Source organism: Jiella sp. M17.18 (assembly GCF_041027365.1).
Classification (GTDB): Bacteria; Pseudomonadota; Alphaproteobacteria; order Rhizobiales; family Rhizobiaceae; genus VKMB-3413.
In genome coordinates, this window is the sequence record NZ_JBFTEH010000001.1 from 1 (window position 1) to 21,236 (window position 21,236).

Sequence of the window (21,236 nt, forward strand, 5' to 3'; positions counted from 1 at the left end):
TGCGCAACCTTCGTCGCCGCGTCACGCGGTCCTGCTGACTTCCTTGCCGATGTCTGTCCCATGGCTCGATCCTCCTTCCCAAAATTAGCATGGAAAGAAGCTTAAGAGGACATCCTAGGAGGTTTGGCCGAAAGCCCTCAAAGACCCCGCCGAGCCTGAAGCCGCCACTTCCCACCCCCCATCTAGCATTCCTCCGCCACATCGCTTATATCCCGCGCAGCGTCGGCGGCCTTCGGGTCGCCTGTTGGCGCTTTTCGCGGCCCGCGCTGGACGACATCCCGGCCTTGGGCGACCACGAACCCTCCACACTCCATGAGAAAGGGACCCCGATGTCGATCACGCCCGAGCGCAAGGCCGCGCTCCTGAAAGAATACGCCACCAAGGAAGGCGACACCGGCTCGCCGGAAGTCCAGGTCGCGATCCTCACCGAGCGGATCACCAATCTGACCGAGCACTTCAAGGGCCACAAGAAGGACAACCACTCCCGCCGTGGCCTCCTGAAGCTCGTCTCCCAGCGCCGCCGCCTGCTCGACTATCTGAAGGGCAAGGAAGAGGCGCGCTACACCACGCTGATCGGCCGTCTCGGCATCCGCCGCTGACGGAGCGACTGCCCGGCGGACCGCCTCGCGGCCCGCCGGTTTCGTAAGAGGGGTCCGGGCAACCGGCCCTCTGCTCCCGCCCCGGATCCGTGTCCGCCCCGTTCGATCGGCGGCGAGAGGCTCGGGGGGCGGAGCGGGCGAGGGGACGCCATGAGGCGTCGTCGCCCGCCAACCCAAGGAAATGCCCCGGCCGCGGGCTCACCCCGCGCCGGACCGACGAACCGGTCATGGGGCAGGATTGCCGGACGCTTCCGGAAAAGGGCCGCGCCGTCTTGGGATGGCTGCTGGCCCGGGCGCCGCCCCTTCTCGATGGCGCCCCTTCGGCGAAGCCTCCCGTCGTCTTGCCCATGACGCGTTTCGAGACCGAAACGCGCTTGCCGCCCCTGCCGTCCGCCAATGTCCGGGCGGCGGTGCGGGAAGCGCCGAACGAAAGGCAAGATGCCATGTTCAATCACCACAAGGTGGAAATCGACTGGGCCGGCCGGCCGCTGACGCTGGAGACCGGCAAGATCGCCCGCCAGGCCGACGGCGCCGTGCTCGCGACCTATGGCGAGACCGTCGTGCTCGCGACCGTCGTCTCGGAGAAGCAGCCGAAGGTCGGCTTCGACTTCTTCCCGCTGACCGTCAACTATCAGGAAAAGACCTTTGCGGCCGGCAAGATTCCCGGCGGCTTCTTCAAGCGCGAGGGGCGCCCGTCGGAGAAGGAGACGCTGGTCTCCCGCCTGATCGACCGGCCGATCCGCCCGCTCTTCGCGGAAGGCTACAAGAACGACACGCAGGTGGTCTGCACCGTGCTGCAGCACGACCTCGAGAACGATCCGGACGTCGTCGCCATGGTCGCGGCCTCGGCCGCGCTGACGCTGTCGGGCGTGCCCTTCATGGGCCCGATCGGCGCGGCGCGCGTCGGCTATATCGGCGGCGAGTTCAAGCTGAACCCGCATGTCGACGAGATCCCGGAGTCCAAGCTCGACCTCGTCGTCGCCGGCACGCAGGACGCCGTGCTGATGGTGGAGTCCGAGGCGCACGAGCTGCCCGAGGACGTCATGCTCGGCGCCGTCATGCACGGCCACAAGGGCTTCCAGCCGGTCATCGACGCGATCATCAAGCTCGCCGAAGTCGCCGCCAAGGAGCCGCGCGAGCACGTCACGCCCGACCACTCGGCGCTGGAAGGCGAGATGCTGCAGATCGCCGAGAGCGAGCTGCGCGAGGCCTACAAGAACACCGACAAGATGGCCCGCTACGCCGCCGTCGACGCGGTGAAGAAGAAGGTCACCGAGCACTTCCTTCCCGAGGGCGCGGAAGAGACCAGGTACTCCAAGGAGGAGGTCGGCGCGGTCTTCAAGTCGCTGCAGGCGAAGATCGTCCGCTGGAACATCCTCGACACCCAGAGCCGCATCGACGGGCGCGACCTCTCGACGGTCCGCCAGATCACCGCGGAGGCCGGCCTCCTGCCGCGCACCCACGGCTCGGCGCTGTTCACCCGTGGCGAGACGCAGGCCCTCGTCGTCGCGACGCTCGGCACCGGCGAGGACGAGCAGTTCGTCGACGCCCTGACCGGGACCTACAAGGAGCGCTTCCTGCTCCACTACAACTTCCCGCCCTACTCGGTCGGTGAGACCGGCCGCATGGGCTCGCCCGGCCGCCGCGAGATCGGCCACGGCAAGCTCGCCTGGCGGGCGATCCACCCGATGCTGCCGGCGCCGGAGCAGTTCCCCTACACGCTGCGCGTCGTCTCGGAGATCACCGAGTCCAACGGCTCGTCCTCGATGGCGACGGTCTGCGGCACCTCGCTGGCGCTGATGGATGCGGGCGTGCCGCTGACCCGTCCGGTGGCCGGCATCGCCATGGGCCTGATCAAGGAGGACGAGCGCTTCGCGGTGCTCTCCGACATCCTCGGCGACGAGGACCATCTCGGCGACATGGACTTCAAGGTCGCGGGTACGGCCGAGGGCGTCACCTCGCTGCAGATGGACATCAAGATCCAGGGCATCACCGAGGAGATCATGAAGATCGCCCTCGACCAGGCCAAGGGCGGCCGGATGCATATCCTCGGCGAGATGGCCAAGGCGCTGGGCGAGGCCCGCGCCGAGCTCGGCGAGTTCGCCCCGCGCATCGAGGTGATGCAGATCCCGACCGAGAAGATCCGCGACGTGATCGGCTCCGGCGGCAAGGTGATCCGCGAGATCGTCGAGAAGACCGGCGCCAAGATCAACATCGAGGACGACGGCACGATCAAGATCGCGTCGGCCTCCGGCAAGGAGATCGAGGCGGCCAAGAAGTGGATCCACTCGATCGTCGCCGAGCCGGAAGTCGGCGAGATCTACGAGGGCACGGTGGTGAAGACGGTGGAGTTCGGCGCCTTCGTCAACTTCTTCGGCTCGCGCGACGGCCTCGTGCACATCTCGCAGCTCGGCGAGGGCCGCGTCGCCAAGACGACCGATGTCGTCAAGGAAGGCGACAAGGTCTGGGTCAAGCTGATGGGCTTCGACGAGCGCGGCAAGGTCCGCCTCTCCATGAAGGTCGTCGACCAGGCGACCGGCGAGGAGATCAAGAAGGACAAGGCGCCGAAGGACGAGGACGACGCGGCGTAAGCCGGCGTCTCCTTCAACGGCGAGCCTGATCGGGGCCGGGCGGTGGCGACACCGCCCGGCCTCTTTGCGTCTGCGGGAGAGGGCCCTCCCGAAAGGCGGATCCGAGCGGCCGGCGAGCAGCCCCGCGAGCGCCTGACAGCGACCCCGCAGCGCGCCCATGCCGGCTCTCCGGAATTTAATGTGGGCGGCGTGCCGGCCGGTACCTCCGGCCGCTTGACGGCCCGTGCGGCCGGGCGCATCTCTCTGCCGCCGGCCCCTTCGCGGCGGCAGTCCAACGGAACCTGAACCCCATGCCCAGCGACAGTCCCATCCGATTGTTGAGGCCGTCTCCGGCGCCCCGGGCCTGACCGTCTGAGCGGTCGACCTCGGATCGCCGCCGACGGCGCGATCCGAGGTGCATCATGCAGTTCAACCGCCTCCTGCCGGCCGGTGCGGCCGGAATTCCTTCGCTCGGCCCCGTCCGTTCGCCGGTACCGTCGGTGCCGAACCGCTGCGCCGGGGTATCTCGGCATCCGGACGCGGGCACGGTCCGGAGCGTCATGACCGCCGACATCCTGGCGCTGGCTGCCGACCGTCCGGCCGCGGCGGCGCTGGAGGCGCTGCACCAGTCGGCAGCGGGGCGGGATGCGGGGCAGGCGATGTTCGTCGTCGACCCCGAGACCTGCGCGTTCCGCGGCGCCGTGCCGCTGCTGCGGCTGATGGCGGCCGAGCCTTCGGCGCGGCTCGGCGATCTCCTTGGCGAAGACGCCCCGATCTTCGTGCGCCCCGACGACGACGGCGCCGACGCCGCGCGGCTGATGGCGCATCACCGGGTGGCCGGCCTGCCGGTGCTCGGACCCGCCGATACGGTCGTCGGCGCGGTCGCGCTCGCCGACCTCGTCGCGGACGTGCTGGCGGAGGAGGGCGACGACATCCGCCGCTTCGGGGCAACGGAGGCGGGTCACGGGCCCTATCTTCGCACCGGCTTTTTCGCCCGCCTGCGCCAGCGCGGCGGCTGGCTGTGCCTCCTGTTCCTCTCGGAGATGCTGACGGCGAGCGCCATGCAGCACTTCAACGACGAACTCCAGAAGGCGGTGGTGTTGACGCTGTTCATCCCGCTGATCATGAGCTCCGGCGGCAATTCCGGCTCGCAGGCGACCTCGCTCCTGATCCGGGCGCTGGCGCTCGGCGACATGAGCCTGCGCGACTGGTGGCGGGTGGCGCTGCGGGAGATCCCGACGGGCCTGGCGCTGGGCGCGATCCTGGCCTGCCTCGGCATCGTCCGCATCACCCTCTGGCAGGAGCTCGGCATCTACGACTACGGCCCGCACTGGACGCTGGTGGCGCTGACCGTCGCAGCGGGGCTCGTCGGCGTCGTCACCTTCGGCTCGCTCGCGGGCGCGATGCTGCCGTTCCTCCTGAAGCGGGCCGGCTTCGACCCGGCCAGCGCCTCGGCGCCCTTCGTCGCGACGCTGGTCGACGTCGCCGGCCTGATCATCTACTTCTCGCTGGCGATGCTGGTCCTGCGCGGCACCCTGCTCTGAGGCTTCGCTCGCCGGGAACCGCCGCACGGTTCCCGGCAGCAGAGCGTTGGACTTCGCCCGGTCGATGATGCGTTCGCGGCGGAACAGGCGGATGCTTGCGAGGATTGGATCGTGGTCTGCTCTCCGCATCCACCGGCGGCGGATGGTCGGGACAGGAAACATCAGGAAAGGGCGCCCGCTGGTCGCACTTCTCGCCAGAGTCCTCGCAGCGCTCGTGCTCGGTTCGGCTTTCAGCCAGTCGGTGGAGTTCACGCAGCAATATCTGCAGCGTCTCGGCGGCGCGGCGGACGAGTTGCGGATCGTGGTCGAGCGGTTCGACGACAGCGCGCGGGCGATGCAGCTCTCGCCGGAAGAGGCGATGCGGCGGCTAAAGGGGAATGGCGACGCGCTGGCGGCCAAGCAGGGCGAGGATGCTGCCGCGTCCGCCGCGCGCTACGCGGCCGTGGAGCGCCGCTACCGGAACCTGAAGGGGACGGCGCCGCTGTTTCGCCCCTTCGTCTTCGCCGGAGATCCCGACTGGGCGATCGCCCGGCGGACCGGCGGCGACTATCGGCCGGCGCTGCCCGTGACCGTCGACGGCCTGTTCCTCGGCTTCGCCGGGTTCGTCCTCGGCTGGGCGCTCGGATCGGGCGCCCATGGCGCCGTGCGGATGCGCAAACGCAGGACTGCGCGGCGGGCCGAGGCTGCGGCTGCCGGGGAGACAGGGACGGCCTGACGCCCGCGCGAGGGCACGCGCTCATGCCTATCCCATCACGCCAGGCGAACGGTTTACCGATCCGGATCGAGGAGGCCGGCCGCCAAACGCGGGGCCCCGGCAGAAGCCTACTTGGCGGCGTCCGCGCCCGCCGGCTTCTTGCGGCGCAGCCGCACCACCACGTCGACGTTGACGATCTCCATGCCCTCCGGCGGCTCGGGCAGGGCGCCGAGCGTCAGCGTGCCGTCGGGGATGTCGATCATCTCGCTCTCGTCCTCGACGAAGAAGTGATGGTGATCGGAGGTGTTGGTATCGAAATAGGTGCGCTGGCCCTCGGCCGAGAGCGGGCGCACGAGGCCGGCATCGGTGAACTGGTGCAGCGTGTTGTAGACGGTGGCGAGCGAAACGGACTCCCCCGCCTGCTGCGCCTCTTCGTGCAACTCTTCCGCCGACAGATGCCGGTCGCCGGCGCCGAACATCAGATTGCACAGCGCCACGCGCTGCCGGGTCGGGCGCAGTCCGACCGACCGGAGCCGCTCGAACACGCAGAAGGATTGATTGCGCGGCCGCTTTTCCATTCTCGACATGCCACCAGTTCGTCGTTCGTCCCACGCAGGGCGGGAGCATCTAGTCCTCATACTATAGGGGATCGCGGCGCACGGGACAAACCCTCCCATGGCAGTGTCCGCGCCGGAGCGCCAAGGGCTTTTCCGGGCGCGGCCGAACGTCGTGCCGGAGTCCCGCAAGCGGCGGGGCCGGCCGCGGATGCTGGACGGCTAAAGAGTTCCAATCTCAACACTTTTCATTGATCCGGGCTTGCGCGGGCGGGAACGCTCGCGGTGCGCCGGGGTTGGCAGACATATCCGGAGGGGACGGGACCACACGCGAACAGGATCGACCATGACAAGAACACTGTGTTTCGCCGCGCTGCTGGCCGGAGTTGCCGCCGTCCCGGCCGCCATGGCCCAGCACGCCTCCCAGACCTCCGGCAGCCAGTCCGGCTCCTCGGGTGCCGATCTCACGGTCACGCCGAGTGCTCCAGCGATCCGGGTCGACGTTCCCGAGCCGAAGGTCACCGTCGAGCAGGCCAAGCCCGACGTCGCGGTCAAGCAGCAGCAGCCGATCATCATCTTCCACCAGCCGGCGCCGCGGGTGACGGTCGACATCCCGCAGCCGGACATCACCGTGAAGATGCCGCCGCCGAAGGTGAAGGTGAGCGAGCAGAAGCCGGACGTGACCGTGAAGCAGGGCCAGCCGCAGATTTCGATCGTGCGGCACGACCAGACGAGTGTGCGCGTCGACGGCAGCCAGCCGACCGCGGCCAAGGTCGACATCGAAAAGGCCAAGCCGGATGTCGAGGTGCAGCCCGCTGACCAGCCGACCATCCGCTACGAGCGCGAGAAGGCGACGGTCCAGGTGAAACAGCCCGCGGGTCAGCCGCAGGTGACGTTCGTGCAGCAGGGCGCGGGCGACGAGACGCAGTCGCAGGCGTCGGGCCAGCAGCCGAGCGCCGGGCAGCAGTCGTCCGGCGCGCAGAGCGGGTCGAAGCCGCAGAGCGGCCAGCCGGATGAGGCGGACAAGCAGCCGTCGCCGGCCGCTTCGTCTGAGGGCAGCGACACCGCGACGGCCGGCGCAACCGGAACTGCGGGCGACACCGGCCAAAGCAGTGCCGCCAGCCGGGCGCCCGGGAACACCGCTCTTCAGCCGGGCAAGACCTCCGGCCGTGCGCAGGTTTCGGCCGGTGCGTCGGATGGCCAGAAGAGCGGCTCGCAGTCCGGCGCCGGCAGCCGGCAGATGACGGTGAACGACCTCAAGGGCACCAGCGTCGCCGGCGACAGCGGCAAGACGTTCGGCAATATCCAGAAGGTCGTCAGGGTGAAGGGCGATCTCTATGCGGTGGTCGATGCCGGAAGCCTTGTCGGCGCGCAATCGAAGCCCGTCGCCCTTCCGCTCTCGGACATGGACGTCTCCAGCGGCCAGCTGGTCGTGCACAACATCACGCGCCAGCAGATCGAGAGCCTGCAGGACTTCGACGCCAGCCAGTACGAGACGCTCGACGGCAGCCAGACCGTGACCGTCGGCGGGTCCTGAGCCCGCCTACCCGGCGGCTCTGTTGCGTCCGCAAGCGGAGCCGGGCGTACCGGAAGGGCCGCCTCGCTCCGCCGGTCCTGCTGATCTCCACTGTCCTGCAGCCCATGTCGCCGCGGCTCAGATGCCCACGAGCCCCGCCGCGGCGGTCCATCGAACCGACCCTGCTCCCCGGCGCCGCGCGAGGCGTCGTCGGGGCTAAATGATTATGTGGCGACGGCAAGACGAATTTGGGAACGAATTGCGCCCGGCTACCATTGGCCATGCAAGCGTCCTGAAACGGGACCAAATTCCAACAAGAGGTACCAACATGAACAAGACGATCTTCATTACCGCCCTGTTCGCTGGCTCCGCTATAGTTCCCGCAGCTTACGCACAGAGCAATTCCGCTGCCAATCAGCCTGCCACGACCGGCAGCATGCAGCAGAGCGCGCAGAACACCGATGGTCAGAACGGTTCGGGCGCCGACGTCGTCGTGCAGCCCTCCGCGCCGTCGATCCGCGTGAACGTTCCGGAGCCGAAGGTCAATGTCGACCAGGCGCAGCCGCAGGTTTCCGTCGATCAGCCGCAGCCGGTGGTCATCGTCCATCAGCCGGCGCCGCGCGTGACGGTGGATATTCCGAAGCCGCAGATCACCGTCCGCATGCCGAAGCCGGACGTGAATGTGAGCCAGCCGCAGCCCGACGTGTCGGTCAGCCAGGGCAAGCCGAAGGTTTCCGTCGCCGACCAGAACCAGGCCGCGGTCAAGACCAGCGACAACGCGTCGAACCAGGCGCAGGTCAACGTCGAGCAGGCCAAGGCGCAGGTCAACGTGCAGCAGGCCAACCAGCCGAAGGTCCGCTACGAGCAGGAGCAGGCGCAGGTTCAGGTCAACCAGCCGCAGGGCCAGCCGAACATCAACTACGTGACCGTCGGCCAGAACGGCCAGACGTCCGATCAGCAGCAGTCGGCGAACATGTCGTCGCAGCAGGACGGGTCGCAGCAGCAGGCCAGCAATGGCGGCCAGCAGGCCCAGTCGGTGCAGCCGCAGGAAGGCAACAACATCGCGGTCGGCGCCGGGGCGCAGAAGCGTCTGCAGATGACGGTCGAGCAGATCAAGGAATACAACATCGTCGGCCAGAACGGTAACACGCTTGGCGACATCCAGAACGTCGTGAACGTCAACGGCAAGCTCTATGCCGTCATCGGTTCCGGCGGCTTCCTGGGCCTCGGCGAGAAGAAGGTGGCGATCCCGTTGTCCGCCCTGCAGGTCTCGAACGGCGCCTTCGTGACGCCGAGCATCTCGCAGGCGCAGGTCAACGCGCTGCAGTCGTTCAAGGCCAACCAGTATCCGAAGCTGAAGGACAGCCGGACGATCACGGTCGGCGGCGCCTGATCGTTCAACCAGAGAGCATATCCCGGGCCGGCGCCTCGCGCCGGCCCGTCCTGCTTTCGCCGGGGTTCGACAGCCTTCGGGCATGGCGCAGCCGGCGCCGGCGGTCCGACCGCGGGTGCGGCGCCAGCCCGGCAAGCACGGCAAACCAATATTCTCGCGCGGGGCGGGGCCGGGTGCGGAACGAAACCCGCGCCAGCCGTTTTGACCAGCGCCTGAAAGACGTTCGATCGCGGGAGAGGGTCATGATCAAGTCACTTCATGTCGCGGTGCTGCTGGCCGGCCTCGGGTCGGCGACCGTCGCTTCGGCGGCCGTCGAGGGTGCCGCACCGCCGCTCGCGCCGATCCGCATCGCGGACAATTCGCCCCACGAGCCGCCGCAATACGAGCAGGGAGCCGCCGAGCCGCAGGGATTGGCGCGTCCGCCCGCAGGCCGCGCCGACGCTCGCGGAAGCCATCCGATCCGCATGACCGTCAAGCAGCTTCTGGACAAGATCGTCTACCTTCCCGACGGCAGCATGCTCGGCAGCATCGGCTTCGTCGAGGATGTGGACGGGAAGCATTTCGCGGTCGTCGCGACGGGGACCTTTCCGGTCCTCGGGACGAAGCCGGTCGCCATCCCGCTGTCGGACATGGCCCGCACCAAGGGCGGCTTCGTCGCCCGGAACATCACCCGCCAGCAGGTCAACGACCTGAGGAAGTTCGAGCCCGACAAGCACAAGAAGATCGGGCGGTACATGACCGTCACGGTCGGCGGCTGATCGGAGCCGCGGCTGTCGGAGCGAGCCCCGCTCAGCTTCCACCGCAGTGCGCCAGCCTCTCCAGCGCCGCGCCGGAGCCGGACAGCGGCACCTTGTAGCGGCCCGCAGGCGAGGCGACTTCCGCCGCCTTGCCCTTGCGCAGCGCGTCGACGAAGCCTGCGGCACTCTTGGCCGGCACGGTGCCGACGAGGATCGATCCCGCGCCGTTCGGATCCGCGCGGGCGGCGGTGTCGAAGAGATAGGCCGTGCCGTCGACGCTGACCCCGACGGTGTAGCGCTCGCCCGTTCCGAATCGCGCGGCAAAGCCGGACAGGGTGATCGCGAGGCCGGAGCCGGTGCAGGTCAGAGAGAGGCCGGTGAGGGCACCGTCGACGACGAGGCCGGCGGTCTGGCCGCTGGCGCGCCATCGTTGTGCGAAGGCGGCGCCTGGAAGGATCTGCGAGAGGCAGAGGGACGCCGCGAGGACGGGGAGAAAGCGCCGAATGAGATCGTCTCCTACAGGGTTTTCAGAAGTTTTCCGGGCCGAACCTATCGAAACCTTGAGAGGCGAGCCACAGATGTTCCCCAATCCCGGAGCGGCTGCGGCCGCTTCCCGGCACGGCGCCTTTCCGGCGGCGGCGGGGCGGAGGACGGATGGCTCGCGGGACGGCGGGCGGTTTCCTCAGCCGCAGCCGCCATGCTAAGGGCGCACGACCGGGCTTGGGAGACGGTCGAACAGAAACAGGGCGGATCACGAACAAAGATGCCGAATCAGAAGACTTCCTTCGATTATGACGACCTGATCGCCTGCGGCCATGGCGAACTGTTCGGTCCCGGCAACGCGCAGCTGCCGCTGCCGCCGATGCTGATGTTCGACCGCATCACCGAGGTGAGCGAGACGGGCGGCGAATCGGGGAAGGGCGTGATCAAGGCGGAGTTCGACATCAAGCCCGACCTCTGGTTCTTCGGCTGCCACTTCGACGGCGATCCGGTGATGCCGGGTTGCCTCGGCCTCGATGCGCTGTGGCAGCTGACCGGCTTCTTCCTCGGCTGGCTGGGCGAGCCCGGCCGCGGCCGGGCGCTCGGCGTCGGCGAGGTGAAGTTCACCGGCCAGGTGACGCCGAAGGTGAAGCTCGTCGAATACGGCGTCGAGTTCCGGCGTGTCATGCGTTCGAAGCTGAAGCTCGGTATCGCCAACGGCTGGATGAAGGCCGACGGCCAGGTGATCTACCGGGCGAGCGATCTGAGGGTGGGCCTCTTCACCGACGAGGAAGCCGCGCAGGCTGCCGTCTGACGGGGGCTGCGGCGTGACGAACAAGGGGAGCGGACGATGAGACGCGTCGTCGTGACGGGCATGGGAATCGTGTCGTCGATCGGCAACAATGTCGAGGAGGTGACGGCATCGCTCAAGGCGGCGCGGTCGGGCATCAGCTTTGCGGAGGAATACAAGGAGCTCGGCTTCCGCAGCCATGTGCACGGCAAACCGACGCTGGATCCGACGACGGTGCTGGATCGCCGGGCGCTGCGCTTCCACGGCGGCGGCACCGCGTGGAACCACGTGGCGATGGACCAGGCGATCGCCGATGCGGGGCTCGAGCCCGCGGACGTCTCGAACGAGATGACCGGCATCATCATGGGCTCCGGCGGCGCCTCGACGCAGACGATCGTCGCCGCGGCCGACACGACCCGCGAGAAGGGACCGAAGCGTGTCGGGCCGACGGCGGTGCCGAAGGCGATGTCGTCGACAGCCTCCGCGACGCTCGCGACCTGGTTCAAGATCAAGGGCGTCAACTATTCGATCTCGTCCGCCTGCTCGACCTCCAGCCATTGCATCGGCAATGCCGCGGAGACGATTCAGATGGGCAAGCAGGACATCGTGTTCGCCGGCGGCTGCGAGGACCTGCACTGGACGCTGTCGGTGCTGTTCGACGCGATGGGCGCCCTGTCCTCGGACTTCAACGACCGGCCCGACGTCGCCTCGCGCGCCTATGACAAGGATCGCGACGGCTTCGTCATCGCCGGCGGCGCGGGCGTGCTGGTGCTCGAGGAATACGAGCATGCGAAGGCCAGAGGCGCCAACATCGTCGCCGAGATCGTCGGCTACGGCGCGACCTCGGACGGGGCCGACATGGTGGCGCCGTCGGGCGAGGGCGCGGTGCGCTGCATGCGCCAGGCGCTGAAGAACCTCTCCGGCCCGATCGACTACATCAATCCGCACGCGACCTCGACGACGGTCGGCGACAAGATGGAGGCGCAGGCGATCCGCGAGGTGTTCGGCGACAACATCCCGCCGATCTCCGGCACCAAGTCGCTGACCGGCCACAGCCAGGGCGCGACCGGCGTCCACGAGGCGATCTACTCGCTGTTGATGATGAAGCACGGCTTCATCGCCAAGAGCGCCCATATCGAGACGCTCGATCCGGAATTTCAGGGGATTCCGATCGTGCGCGAGCGCCAGGACGGGGTGACGCTGAACCGGATCCTGTCGAATTCTTTCGGGTTCGGCGGGACGAATGCGTGCCTCGTGTTCCAGCGCGTGACGGATTGAGGAGCGGGGCGACATGGGCGATCTGATGCAAGGCAAGCGCGGGCTCATCATGGGCGTCGCCAATCACAATTCGATCGCCTGGGGCGCCGCCAAGGCGCTTCACGAGCACGGCGCGGAGATCGCGCTGACCTATCAGGGCGAGGCCTTCGGGCGGCGGGTGCGCCCGCTGGCCGACGAGATCGGCTGCAAGCTGGTGCTGCCCTGCGACGTCGAGGACGTCTCGACGCTGGACAGCGTGTTCGAGACCCTGAAGCAGGAATGGGGCGGCATCGACTTCGTGCTGCACGCCATCGCCTTCTCCGACAAGAGCGAGCTGAAGGGCCTCTACGCCGACACGACGCGGGACAACTTCACCCGCACCATGCTGATCTCCTGCTTCTCCTTCACGGAAGTCGCCAAGCGCGCCGCCGCGATCATGGAGAACGGCGGGTCGATGGTCACGATGACCTATGGCGGCGCGGTGAAGGTCATGCCGAACTACAACGTCATGGGCGTCGCCAAGGCCGCGCTGGAAGCCTCGGTGCGCTATCTCGCGGCGGATTTCGGCCCGCGCAACATCCGCGTCAACGCGGTCTCGGCGGGGCCGGTGCGCACGCTCGCCGGCGCCGGCGTCTCCGATGCGCGGCTGATGTTCAACTACCAGCGGCGCAACGCGCCGATGCGTCGCAACACGACGATCGAGGAGGTCGGCGGCGCCGTGCTCTACCTGATGTCGGAGCTCGCGAACGGCGTCACCGGCGAGATCCACTATGTCGATAGCGGCTACAACATCATGTCGATGCCGGCGCTGGACGAATTGAAGGCGCAGGAGCAGCGAAAGGCGATCGTCGAGGGCGAGGAAAGCCTCGACACCGGCAAGTAGGCAGCGCTCCCCTCTCTCCCCGACAGGTGCGGGGAGAGAGCGAACGGCCGCCTTCGATCAGCGGCCGAAGAGCACGTCGAAGAAGTTGCGGCGCACCGGGCCGAGATCGGCATAGACGCCCTTCGGGCCGCTGCCGTCCGGCCCGATGACGATCACCTTGGTGCCGACCGCCACGCGGGAATACAGGTGCTCGACGTCCTGGTTCATCATCCGGATGCAGCCCGACGACATCTCGTGGCCGATCGTCCAGGGCTGGTTGGTGCCGTGGATGCGGAACAGCGAGTCGTTGCCGCCGTGGTAGAGATACATGGCGCGCGCGCCGAGCGGGTTACCGGGGCCGCCAGGCATGTAGGCCGGGATGATGTGGCCGTTGCGGCGCTCTCGCGCGATCATCTGCTTCGGCGGCGTCCAACCCGGCCACTCCGCCTTGCGCCCGACCTTCATCAGGCCGGACCAGCCGAAGCCCTCGCGCCCGACGCCGACGCCATAGCGCGTCGCCCGGCCGCCGCCCTCGACGAAGTAGAGATACTTCTTCTGCGAATCGACGATGATCGTGCCGGCCGGCTCGCCCGTGCTGATCCGCACCTCCGCGCGTTCGAAGCGGGCCGCGGGCCGGCGGTTCAGCAGGGCCTGCAGTTCCGCCTGCGTGCGCGGCGCCGCCGTGCGTGCGGCATGCGCCGGGCGATGATTTAGCGCGGGTTCGGCCGCGGCCGGGCCGCCGAGCGACAGCGCGAAGAGGGCGGCGGCGCAGAGGGCGCCGAGTCGGGTCGATATCGTCATGAGCATTTGTCCTTTCAGTCTCGCATCCGGTGTGGCCGCTCTCGAAGGGGCGGCCCGAATGTCCTCTTGTCGCCGCCTTTCGCGGCGGGGGAGTGACGACTTCGTTGCAACGGGGAAGGGGGCGCGGGAAGCCCGCTAGAGCACCACCACCTTGGTGCCGACGCTGACGCGTCCGTAGAGGTCCATGACGTCCTGGTTGCGCATGCGGATGCAGCCGGAGGAGACGAAATGGCCGATGGTCCAGGGCGCGTTGGTGCCGTGGATGCGGTAGAGCGTCGAGCCGAGATAGAGGGCGCGCGCACCGAGCGGATTGGCGAGTCCGCCGTCCATGTGATCCGGCAGCACGCGGCCGTTCTCGCGCTCGCGGGCGACCATCTCGGCCGGCGGCGTCCAGCCCGGCCACTCCGCCTTGCGACTGATGTGATGCGTGCCGGTCCAGCCGAAGCCCGGCTTGCCGACGCCGACGCCGTAGCGGCGGGCCTTGCCGCCCGGCTCGACGAGATAGAGGAAGCGCGCCTTCGAATCGATCACGATCGTGCCGGGGGCCTCCTTGCCGGCATAGGCGACGATGCGCGGCAGGTAGACCGGGTCCATCCCCGGCTGAACGGCCCGCGCCGCGGCCGGTGCGGCATAGGCATAGGCGCGCCGCGGCGCGATGACGGGCGGCGCGATCGCCGGGCCGGGCAGCCGGGCATCGAGGACCACGCCGCTCGAGGCGGCCATCTGCAGGAGCCAGGTGGGCTGCAGGCCGGGCGCGACCCGCACGAGGCTCCGCTCGCGGTATCGCTCTCCCGCGTTGGCCGACGCGGTCGTCGCAGCAAGGCCCGCCGCAGCGAGCGCGGTCAGGACGATGGCAAATCTGCGCATGACGAATTCCTCTTCAGGCGGGTTTTCCGGGAAGAGACGGCCGCGATGGACGGGGCGCCTCCTGTCGCCTGGAAGGGTCGGGCGAAAGGGCGAGCGATTGGTTAATCCCGGGCCAGTTGCGCCCACCGCCGGCCGGAAACGGTTCCGTAGGGTTAATGGGCGGTTGAGCGGCAGGGCGGGCGAGATCCGCAGGATCGTCTGCAGTTGGGCGCCCGCAGCATCGCAGACGCCGGCCTGCATAAAAATTGGGTCTGCAAACTATCCAGGCATTGTGCGGTGCAGCAAATCTGCTATCATCGTCTTGCCGATGGGGAAGGTCGGCAGAGGGCCATCAGAGCCAGCCGCCGGTGGCGGCCGCGACATTCCCGTGCGCGGCGCCCGCGCGCGAGCAACAAATGTGGGTGCGACGGAGCCTGTCCCTGTAGCCGCCGTCCACCGCCGGGGATGAACGTGCCGGATGGGCAGGACGCTGCGGCCGATGGTCGGCCGCGGCATGACCTCAAACCGGCCGCAGTTGGGAGATGCGGCGCCATGGAGCGAATGCATGATCGCCCTGACACTCCTCGTCTGCCTGAATTCCACTCCCGGTGACTGCCATCAGGAGAACGTCGCCTTCGACGGCTCCATCATGCAATGCGCCCTGTTCGGCCAGGCGGCCGCCGCCGAGCGCATGCGCGGCCGGCCGAAATGGCATCTCGCCCGCTACAGCTGCTCGACGCGGCGCGGCTCCAACGCCTGACGGCGCGGACGCCTATACCCTCGATCCATGCGACGGCCGTGTCCCGGCCGTCGCATGGCGCTTGCCGCGCCCGCGGTTCCCTGCGATGACGTCCGCATGAGCGAGACGGCGACGATCGACGGGCTGATCCGGGGCGAGGACAGGCTGCTGCGCTGCGCCTGGCACGGCGCGGACGCGGAATATCGCCGCTATCACGACGAGGAATGGGGCCGGCCGAGCGCCGACGACCAGCGCCTCTTCGAAAAGCTGTGCCTCGAGGGCTTCCAGGCCGGGCTCTCCTGGCTGACCATCCTGCGCAAGCGCCCGGCCTTCCGCGAGCTCTTCCACGACTTCGCGATCGACCGGGTCGCGGAGATGGGCGAGGCCGACGTCGACCGGATCGTCGGCGATGCCAGGATCATCCGGCATCGCGGCAAGATCGTCTCGACGATCAACAATGCTCGGCGGACACAGGCTGTGCGCGAGGCGCACGGCTCGCTCGCCGCATTCCTCTGGGCGCACGAGCCGCCGGGCGCGGAGCGTCCGGACCCGGTGACGGCCGAGTTCCTGCGCGCGAACCCGGTCAGTCCCGCCTCGACGCGGCTCTCCAAGGCGCTGAAGACGGCCGGCTTCACCTTCGTCGGCCCGACCACGGTCTACGCCTTCATGCAGTCCATGGGCTTCGTCAACGACCATATCGACGGCTGCTGCGTGCGCGCGGCCTGCGAGGCGGAGCGGGCGGCCTTCGTGCGGCCGGGCTGATCCGGCCGGGCCGCGCTTCTCCGCGTCCGGTTCAGCGCTCCTTTCACGCTTTCTTATGGCCGCGCATGCGATGGGGCGCACAGGCCTTCTGCCGATTACGGGGGCACGCGTGCCATGAAGATCGGGATCGTCGGCTGCGGCTTCGTCGCCGACTATTACATGCTGACGCTGGCGAACCATCCCGCGTTGGAGCTTGTCGGCGCCTATGACCGCGATCCGGCCGCGCGCGAGCGGTTCGGCCGGTTCTTCGGCGTTCCGATGTTCGACAGCCTCGAAGCCCTGCTTGCTGCGCCCGGCCTCGAATGCGTGCTGAACCTCACCAACCCTTCGAGCCATTATGCCGTCAGCCGCACCGCGCTTCTGTCGGGGTGCCACGTCTATTCGGAAAAGCCGCTCGCCATGCGCGTCGAGGACGCCGAGGATCTGGTGCGGCTTGCAAAGGAGCGGGACCTGCTGCTCGCCGCAGCGCCCTGCTCCTATCTCGGAGAGGCAGCGCAGGCGCTCGGCCGGGCGATCGAGGCCGGGCGGGTCGGCAAGGTGCGCCTCGTCTATGCCGAGATGGAGGACGGCATGGTCTTCCGCGAGAACCATCGGGACTGGAAGGCGCCCTCGGGGGCGCCCTGGCCGGCCCGCGACGAATTCGCCGTCGGCGCGACGCTCGAACATGCCGGCTATTACCTCAGCTGGCTCTGCGCCTTTTTCGGCCCCGTCACCGAGATGACCGCCTTCGCCGCCCGCTGTTTCGACGACAAGGGAACCGGGCAGGCGCCGGGGGAACTCGCAAACGATCTCTCCGTCTCCTGCCTGCGCTTTGCGTCCGGCGTCGTCGCGCGGCTCTCCTGCGGACTGGCGGCGCCCAAGGACCGCTCGCTCCACGTCATCGGGACGGATGGCATCCTGTCGCTGAGCGAGGCCTGGGACTATGCCTCGCCGATCTACGAGCGGGACGTGATGGGGCATTGGCAGTCGCGGCCGAAAATCCTCGGCAAGATCGTCCGGCGCGTCGAGCGGGGCCTGCCGCTGCGCCACTGGTTCGGCCGGCGGCTGACATACGAACGGGGCGAGGCGAAGGTGCCGGGCACCTCCTCGCGCATGGACTTCGCCCGCGGTCCGGCCGCGCTCGCCCGGGCGGCCGCCGCCGGCGAACCGCTCGACTTCGGCGCCGATTTTGCGCTCCACATCACCGAACTCGCGCTCGTCGCGCAGAACGCCGAGACGTACCAGATGCCCTACAGGCCGCGCTCCAGCTTTGCCTGGCCCGCGGCGTCCGCCTCAGCCGGCGCCCAGGCCCTCCAGGATGGCAAGGGTGGCGATCGTGTCGGCGAGCGGCATGACGTCGCTGCCGGTCAGGCCGCGGTCTAGGCATTCTGCGACATGGTCGGCCTGGTAGTGCAGGCCGGTTCCCTCGAACAGTGTCGGGATGCGGCGGACCTTCAGGCCGGACGCGATCTGGCGGAGCGACGCCAGCCGCGCCGGCTGCCGCTGGCGGGGAAGGGGCGCATCCGGCGCTGCCGCGCCGGCCGCCGAGCCCGGGGCCAGCCGGCGGAGCGACAGCATCGGCGGGCAGAACAGCGGGCGATGCGCGGTGAGGATCCCGTCCGTGCCGGTGATCACCGCCTGGTTCGGGCCCTCGACGTCGAGGCTGCAGGCAAGGCTCGCGAGGACGTCCCGGTGGCGGGTCGACAGCGAGGCTGCGGCGACGGCGCCGGTCTCGTAGCGTCGGCTGACCCCGGTCACTGCATCGGCGGGACCTGCGAGATGGACCGCGAGCGAGGCGGCGTAGACGCCGAGGTCGAGGAGTGCGCCCCCGGCGGCTGGGTCGAAGCGCGGATCGCCGGCCGCAAGGGCGTTGGCGAAGCCGAGGCTCGCCTCGATGTGGCGGATCCGGCCGATCGCGCCCTCGTCGATCAGCCGCTTCAGCCGCACGATGCCCGGCGTGAAGCGCATCCACATCGCCTCCATGACGAGAAGGCCCGCGGCCTTGGCCGCATCGGCGACGGCCTGCGCCTCGGCGACGCTCGTCGCCAGCGGTTTCTCCACCATCACCGGCTTGCCTGCCGCGAGCGCGGCGAGGGCAAGATCGGCATGCGTCGCATTCGGCGTCGCGACATAGACCGCGTCGATGTCGGTGCGCGAGAGGACCGTCTCGATATCGCCGGAGCCCTGCGCGCCGATCGCGCCGGCAAAGCGCGCGGCCTTGTCGGCCGAGCGCGAGCCGACGGCGGCGATCCGGCCGGTTCGCGACAGCCGCATGTCGCCGGCGAAGCGGCGCGCGATCTGCCCGGTGCCGAGCACCCCCCATCTCACCGGTCGCGTCATCTGATCCGCCTCGATCCTGGTCTCTGGGCGGCGATGCTAGCGCGACAAGACGAACGCCGGCTTACCGCGGCCGCGCGGAATCGGCGGATGCTGGAGGAGGCGGCGCGGCGCGTCAGCCGACGATCGCCAGCCGCAGGGCGTAGGCCACCGCCGTCACCACGACGACGCTCGCGATCCACAGCGCGACGAACCAGCCGAGGCGCTTCCACCAGGGGCTGCGGCTCGCCGCCCGGACGTCGTCGGGCGTCAATGGTGGTATCCTTCGTCGGCGCTGATCTTGCCGCGGAAGATCCAGTAGGAAAAGCCGGTGTAGATCAGGATCGTCGGGATCAGGATGGCCGCGCCGACCAGCAGGAACCAGAGGCTCGCATCGGGCGCCGCCGCCTGCCAGATGGTGATGTCCGGCGGGATGATGTGCGGATAGAAATTGATCCCCAGCCCGACATAGGAGAGCACGAACAGCGCCAGCGCCGACAGGAACGGGCGGTAGTGTCGCCCGGCGATCAGCGACTGGAACAGGCTGACGGCGGCGACCGCCACCAGGATCGGGACCCAGAAGACCGTGAAGAACTGCGGCAGGGCGAACCAGCGCGCATAGAACTGCGGCTGGATGAACGGCATCCAGGCGCTGACGCCGGCGATGGCGGCAAGCGTCGCCGCGGCGAGGAAGAGGGCGTAGTGCCGGGCGATGTCCTGGATCTCGCCCTCGGTCTTCATCACCAGCCAGCAGGCGCCGAGCAGCGCGTAGCCGACGACGAGCGCGCAGCCGGTCGCCAGCGAGAACGGCGTCAGCCAGTCGTACCAGCCGCCGGCATAGGTGCGATCGACCACGCGGACGCCCTGGACCAGCGTGCCGAGGATCAGGCCCTGGCAGAAGGCCGCCACCACCGAACCGCCGAAGAAGGAGACGTCCCAGAGCCAGCGGCCGCGCACCGTCTTGAAGCGGTATTCGAAGGCGACGCCCCGGAAGATCAGCGCCAGCAGCATGGCGATCACCGGCGCGTAGACGGCCGGCATGATGACCGCATAGGCGAGCGGGAAGACCGCGAAGAGCCCGCCGCCGCCGAGCACCAGCCAGGTCTCGTTGCCGTCCCAGATCGGCGCGACGGAGTTCATCGCGGTGTCGCGGTTCTCGTGCCGGCCGAGGAAGGGGAACAGGATGCCGGTGCCGAGGTCGAAGCCGTCGAGGACGACATAGGCGATGACCGCGAAGGCGATGAGGAAGGCCCAGAGCAGCGGAAGGTCCATAATCGTCTCCTCTATTCCGCCGGATCGGGAACGGTGCGGGCTTCGAGCGAGGGCGCCGGCGTGATGCCGGCCGTGCGGGTCGGCTGGCGCGGGACATCCTCCTCGAAGGGCCGCGGCTCCTTCGACATCAGCCGCAGGATGTAGAACATTCCGGCGCCGAACAGCAGGAAGTAGACGATGACGAAGGCGATCAGAGAGCCGCCGACGCCGGCCGCAGCGATCGGCGAATGGCTCTCGGCGGTCCGCAGCACGCCGTAGACCGTGTAGGGCTGGCGGCCCATTTCCGTCGTCACCCAGCCGCAGATCACCGCGACGAAGCCGGCGGGCGACATCGCCACCATCGCCCGCTGCAGCCAGGTCGACTCGTGCAGCCTGCCGCGGATGCGCTGGACCAGCGACCAGAGGCCGATGCCGAGCATGGCGAAGCCGATCGCCACCATGGCGCGGAAGGTCCAGAAGATCACCGTGGAGTCAGGCCAGTCCTCTCTTGGGAAGGCCTTCAGCCCCTTGATCTCGCCGTCCAGCGAATGGGTGAGGATCAGCGAGCCGAGATAGGGAATGTCGAGGGCGTATTTCGTCCGCCCCTCCTGCATGTCGGGGATGCCGAACAGGGTGAGCGGCATCGGACCCTTGGCGTTCGCCTCGAAATGCCCCTCCATCGCGGCGATCTTCGCCGGCTGGTGCTCCAGCGTGTTCAGCCCGTGCTGGTCGCCGGCGAGGATCTGGAGCGGCGCGACGATCAGCGCCATCCACAGCGCCATCGAGAACATCGTCTGGGCGCTGGCATTGTAGCGGTTGCGCAGGAGGTGGAAGGCGCCGACGCCGCCGACGATGAAGGCCGTCGTGAGATAGGCGGCGAGCACCATGTGGACGAGGCGGTACGGGAAGGAGGGGTTGAAGACGATCGCCCACCAGTCCTCGGGAATGAACTGGCCGGCGGCGTTGAAGCCGTAGCCCTGCGGCGTCTGCATCCAGGAATTCACCGACAGGATCCAGAAGGCCGAGAACAGCGTGCCGATCGCGACGACGACGGTGGCGAAGAAGTGCAGCCCGTTGCCGACCCGTTTCTGGCCGAACAGCATGATGCCGAGGAAGCCGGCCTCGAGGAAGAAGGCCGACAGCACCTCATAGGCCATCATCGGCCCGAGCACCGGCCCGGTCTTGTCGGCGAAGACCGACCAGTTGGTGCCGAACTGGTAGCTCATCACGATGCCGGAGACGACGCCCATCCCGAAGGACACGGCGAAGATCTTCACCCAGTGTTTGAAGGTGTCCATGTAGACGGCCTTGCCGGTCGCCAGCCATAGGCCTTCGAGCACGGCGAGGAAGGACGCGAGGCCGATCGAGAAGGCCGGGAAGATGATGTGGAACGCCACCGTGAAGGCGAACTGGAACCGCGCCAGATTGACTGGGTCGAAACCGTCGAACATCGGCTGTCTCCGGGGTTGTCCTGACGCTCGTGATATGTTCGGCAGGTGAATATGGTGCAACGCGGCGAAGCGTCCTTGGACAATCTGGCCCAGGA

General features: G+C 68.6%; 21 protein-coding genes. 13 read left to right on the forward strand and 8 right to left on the reverse strand.

The window, feature by feature from the left end:
- Positions 1-329: 329 nt before the first annotated feature.
- From rpsO to AB5S17_RS00020, 4 genes are all read left to right on the forward strand, one after another.
- On the forward strand, positions 330-599 hold the full coding sequence (rpsO, locus tag AB5S17_RS00005; protein WP_369234838.1) for a 30S ribosomal protein S15: 270 nt from the start codon (positions 330-332) through the stop codon (positions 597-599).
- Positions 600-1,042: 443 nt separating this feature from the next.
- Complete coding sequence (pnp, locus tag AB5S17_RS00010) at positions 1,043-3,190, forward strand: polyribonucleotide nucleotidyltransferase (protein ID WP_369234840.1); 2,148 nt, start codon at positions 1,043-1,045, stop codon at positions 3,188-3,190.
- 539 nt (positions 3,191-3,729) lie between these two features.
- A complete protein-coding gene (locus AB5S17_RS00015; protein WP_369234844.1) occupies positions 3,730-4,713 on the forward strand; it encodes a magnesium transporter in 984 nt (327 codons plus the stop codon).
- Positions 4,714-4,855: 142 nt separating this feature from the next.
- A complete protein-coding gene (locus AB5S17_RS00020) occupies positions 4,856-5,428 on the forward strand; it encodes a DUF2937 family protein (protein ID WP_369234846.1) in 573 nt (190 codons plus the stop codon).
- 107 nt (positions 5,429-5,535) lie between these two features.
- Here the strand turns inward: AB5S17_RS00020 and irrA are convergent, their stop codons facing one another.
- Positions 5,536-5,985: an iron response transcriptional regulator IrrA gene (gene irrA / locus AB5S17_RS00025; protein WP_369236086.1), complete on the reverse strand. Its 450-nt coding sequence runs from the start codon at positions 5,983-5,985 to the stop codon at positions 5,536-5,538.
- Positions 5,986-6,307: 322 nt separating this feature from the next.
- On the opposite strand from irrA, the gene AB5S17_RS00030 reads away from it, so the two are divergent.
- The 3 genes from AB5S17_RS00030 to AB5S17_RS00040 all read left to right on the forward strand — a co-directional run bounded on the left by AB5S17_RS00030 (position 6,308) and on the right by AB5S17_RS00040 (position 9,628).
- The gene (locus AB5S17_RS00030) at positions 6,308-7,498 is read left to right on the forward strand and encodes a hypothetical protein (protein WP_369234848.1); all 1,191 of its coding nucleotides are present in this window, start codon (positions 6,308-6,310) and stop codon (positions 7,496-7,498) included.
- Positions 7,499-7,805: 307 nt separating this feature from the next.
- Positions 7,806-8,870 (forward strand): PRC-barrel domain-containing protein, encoded by a 1,065-nt coding sequence (locus AB5S17_RS00035; RefSeq protein ID WP_369234850.1) that lies wholly within the window; start codon positions 7,806-7,808, stop codon positions 8,868-8,870.
- Positions 8,871-9,112: 242 nt separating this feature from the next.
- Positions 9,113-9,628, forward strand: a complete 516-nt coding sequence (locus AB5S17_RS00040) for a hypothetical protein (protein ID WP_369234852.1) — start codon at positions 9,113-9,115, stop codon at positions 9,626-9,628.
- A gap of 31 nt (positions 9,629-9,659) precedes the next feature.
- Here the strand turns inward: AB5S17_RS00040 and AB5S17_RS00045 are convergent, their stop codons facing one another.
- Complete coding sequence (locus tag AB5S17_RS00045) at positions 9,660-10,196, reverse strand: hypothetical protein (RefSeq protein WP_369234854.1); 537 nt, start codon at positions 10,194-10,196, stop codon at positions 9,660-9,662.
- A gap of 174 nt (positions 10,197-10,370) precedes the next feature.
- Between AB5S17_RS00045 and fabA the strand changes: the two genes are divergently transcribed.
- Genes fabA through fabI form a run of 3 tightly spaced genes read left to right on the forward strand, consistent with a single transcriptional unit; the run spans position 10,371 to position 13,017 of the window.
- Positions 10,371-10,901, forward strand: coding sequence for a 3-hydroxyacyl-[acyl-carrier-protein] dehydratase FabA (fabA, locus tag AB5S17_RS00050; RefSeq protein ID WP_369234856.1), 531 nt, complete (start codon positions 10,371-10,373; stop codon positions 10,899-10,901).
- Positions 10,902-10,937: 36 nt separating this feature from the next.
- Positions 10,938-12,155 (forward strand): beta-ketoacyl-ACP synthase I, encoded by a 1,218-nt coding sequence (gene fabB, locus AB5S17_RS00055; RefSeq protein WP_369234858.1) that lies wholly within the window; start codon positions 10,938-10,940, stop codon positions 12,153-12,155.
- A gap of 13 nt (positions 12,156-12,168) precedes the next feature.
- Entirely contained in the window at positions 12,169-13,017 is an 849-nt protein-coding gene (gene fabI, locus AB5S17_RS00060; protein WP_369234860.1) for an enoyl-ACP reductase FabI, read from the forward strand.
- 57 nt (positions 13,018-13,074) lie between these two features.
- On the opposite strand, the gene AB5S17_RS00065 is transcribed toward fabI, so the two are convergent.
- Both AB5S17_RS00065 and AB5S17_RS00070 read right to left on the reverse strand, forming a co-directional pair.
- The gene (locus AB5S17_RS00065) at positions 13,075-13,797 is read right to left on the reverse strand and encodes a L,D-transpeptidase (protein ID WP_369234862.1); all 723 of its coding nucleotides are present in this window, start codon (positions 13,795-13,797) and stop codon (positions 13,075-13,077) included.
- 135 nt (positions 13,798-13,932) lie between these two features.
- Positions 13,933-14,664 (reverse strand): L,D-transpeptidase, encoded by a 732-nt coding sequence (locus AB5S17_RS00070; RefSeq protein ID WP_369234864.1) that lies wholly within the window; start codon positions 14,662-14,664, stop codon positions 13,933-13,935.
- Between the two features lie 544 nt (positions 14,665-15,208).
- Here AB5S17_RS00070 and AB5S17_RS00075 point away from each other — a divergent pair.
- The 3 genes from AB5S17_RS00075 (at position 15,209) to AB5S17_RS00085 (ending at position 17,506) form a co-directional block, all read left to right on the forward strand.
- Positions 15,209-15,403, forward strand: a complete 195-nt coding sequence (locus AB5S17_RS00075) for a hypothetical protein (protein ID WP_369234866.1) — start codon at positions 15,209-15,211, stop codon at positions 15,401-15,403.
- Positions 15,404-15,499: 96 nt separating this feature from the next.
- Entirely contained in the window at positions 15,500-16,144 is a 645-nt protein-coding gene (locus AB5S17_RS00080; protein ID WP_369234868.1) for a DNA-3-methyladenine glycosylase I, read from the forward strand.
- Between the two features lie 114 nt (positions 16,145-16,258).
- Positions 16,259-17,506 (forward strand): Gfo/Idh/MocA family protein, encoded by a 1,248-nt coding sequence (locus AB5S17_RS00085; protein ID WP_369234870.1) that lies wholly within the window; start codon positions 16,259-16,261, stop codon positions 17,504-17,506.
- Here AB5S17_RS00085 and AB5S17_RS00090 read toward each other — a convergent pair.
- The 4 genes from AB5S17_RS00090 to AB5S17_RS00105 all read right to left on the reverse strand — a co-directional run bounded on the left by AB5S17_RS00090 (position 17,417) and on the right by AB5S17_RS00105 (position 21,141).
- The gene (locus AB5S17_RS00090) at positions 17,417-18,463 is read right to left on the reverse strand and encodes a Gfo/Idh/MocA family protein (RefSeq protein WP_369234872.1); all 1,047 of its coding nucleotides are present in this window, start codon (positions 18,461-18,463) and stop codon (positions 17,417-17,419) included. The two genes, AB5S17_RS00085 and AB5S17_RS00090, sit on opposite strands and share 90 nt — an antisense overlap.
- A 112-nt stretch (positions 18,464-18,575) precedes the next feature.
- Positions 18,576-18,713, reverse strand: a complete 138-nt coding sequence (locus AB5S17_RS00095; RefSeq protein ID WP_369234874.1) for a DUF2474 family protein — start codon at positions 18,711-18,713, stop codon at positions 18,576-18,578.
- The gene (gene cydB, locus AB5S17_RS00100) at positions 18,710-19,711 is read right to left on the reverse strand and encodes a cytochrome d ubiquinol oxidase subunit II (protein ID WP_369234876.1); all 1,002 of its coding nucleotides are present in this window, start codon (positions 19,709-19,711) and stop codon (positions 18,710-18,712) included. The genes AB5S17_RS00095 and cydB overlap by 4 nt, the downstream gene beginning before the upstream one ends.
- Positions 19,712-19,722: 11 nt before the next feature.
- Entirely contained in the window at positions 19,723-21,141 is a 1,419-nt protein-coding gene (locus AB5S17_RS00105) for a cytochrome ubiquinol oxidase subunit I (protein ID WP_369234878.1), read from the reverse strand.
- Positions 21,142-21,236: the final 95 nt, after the last annotated feature.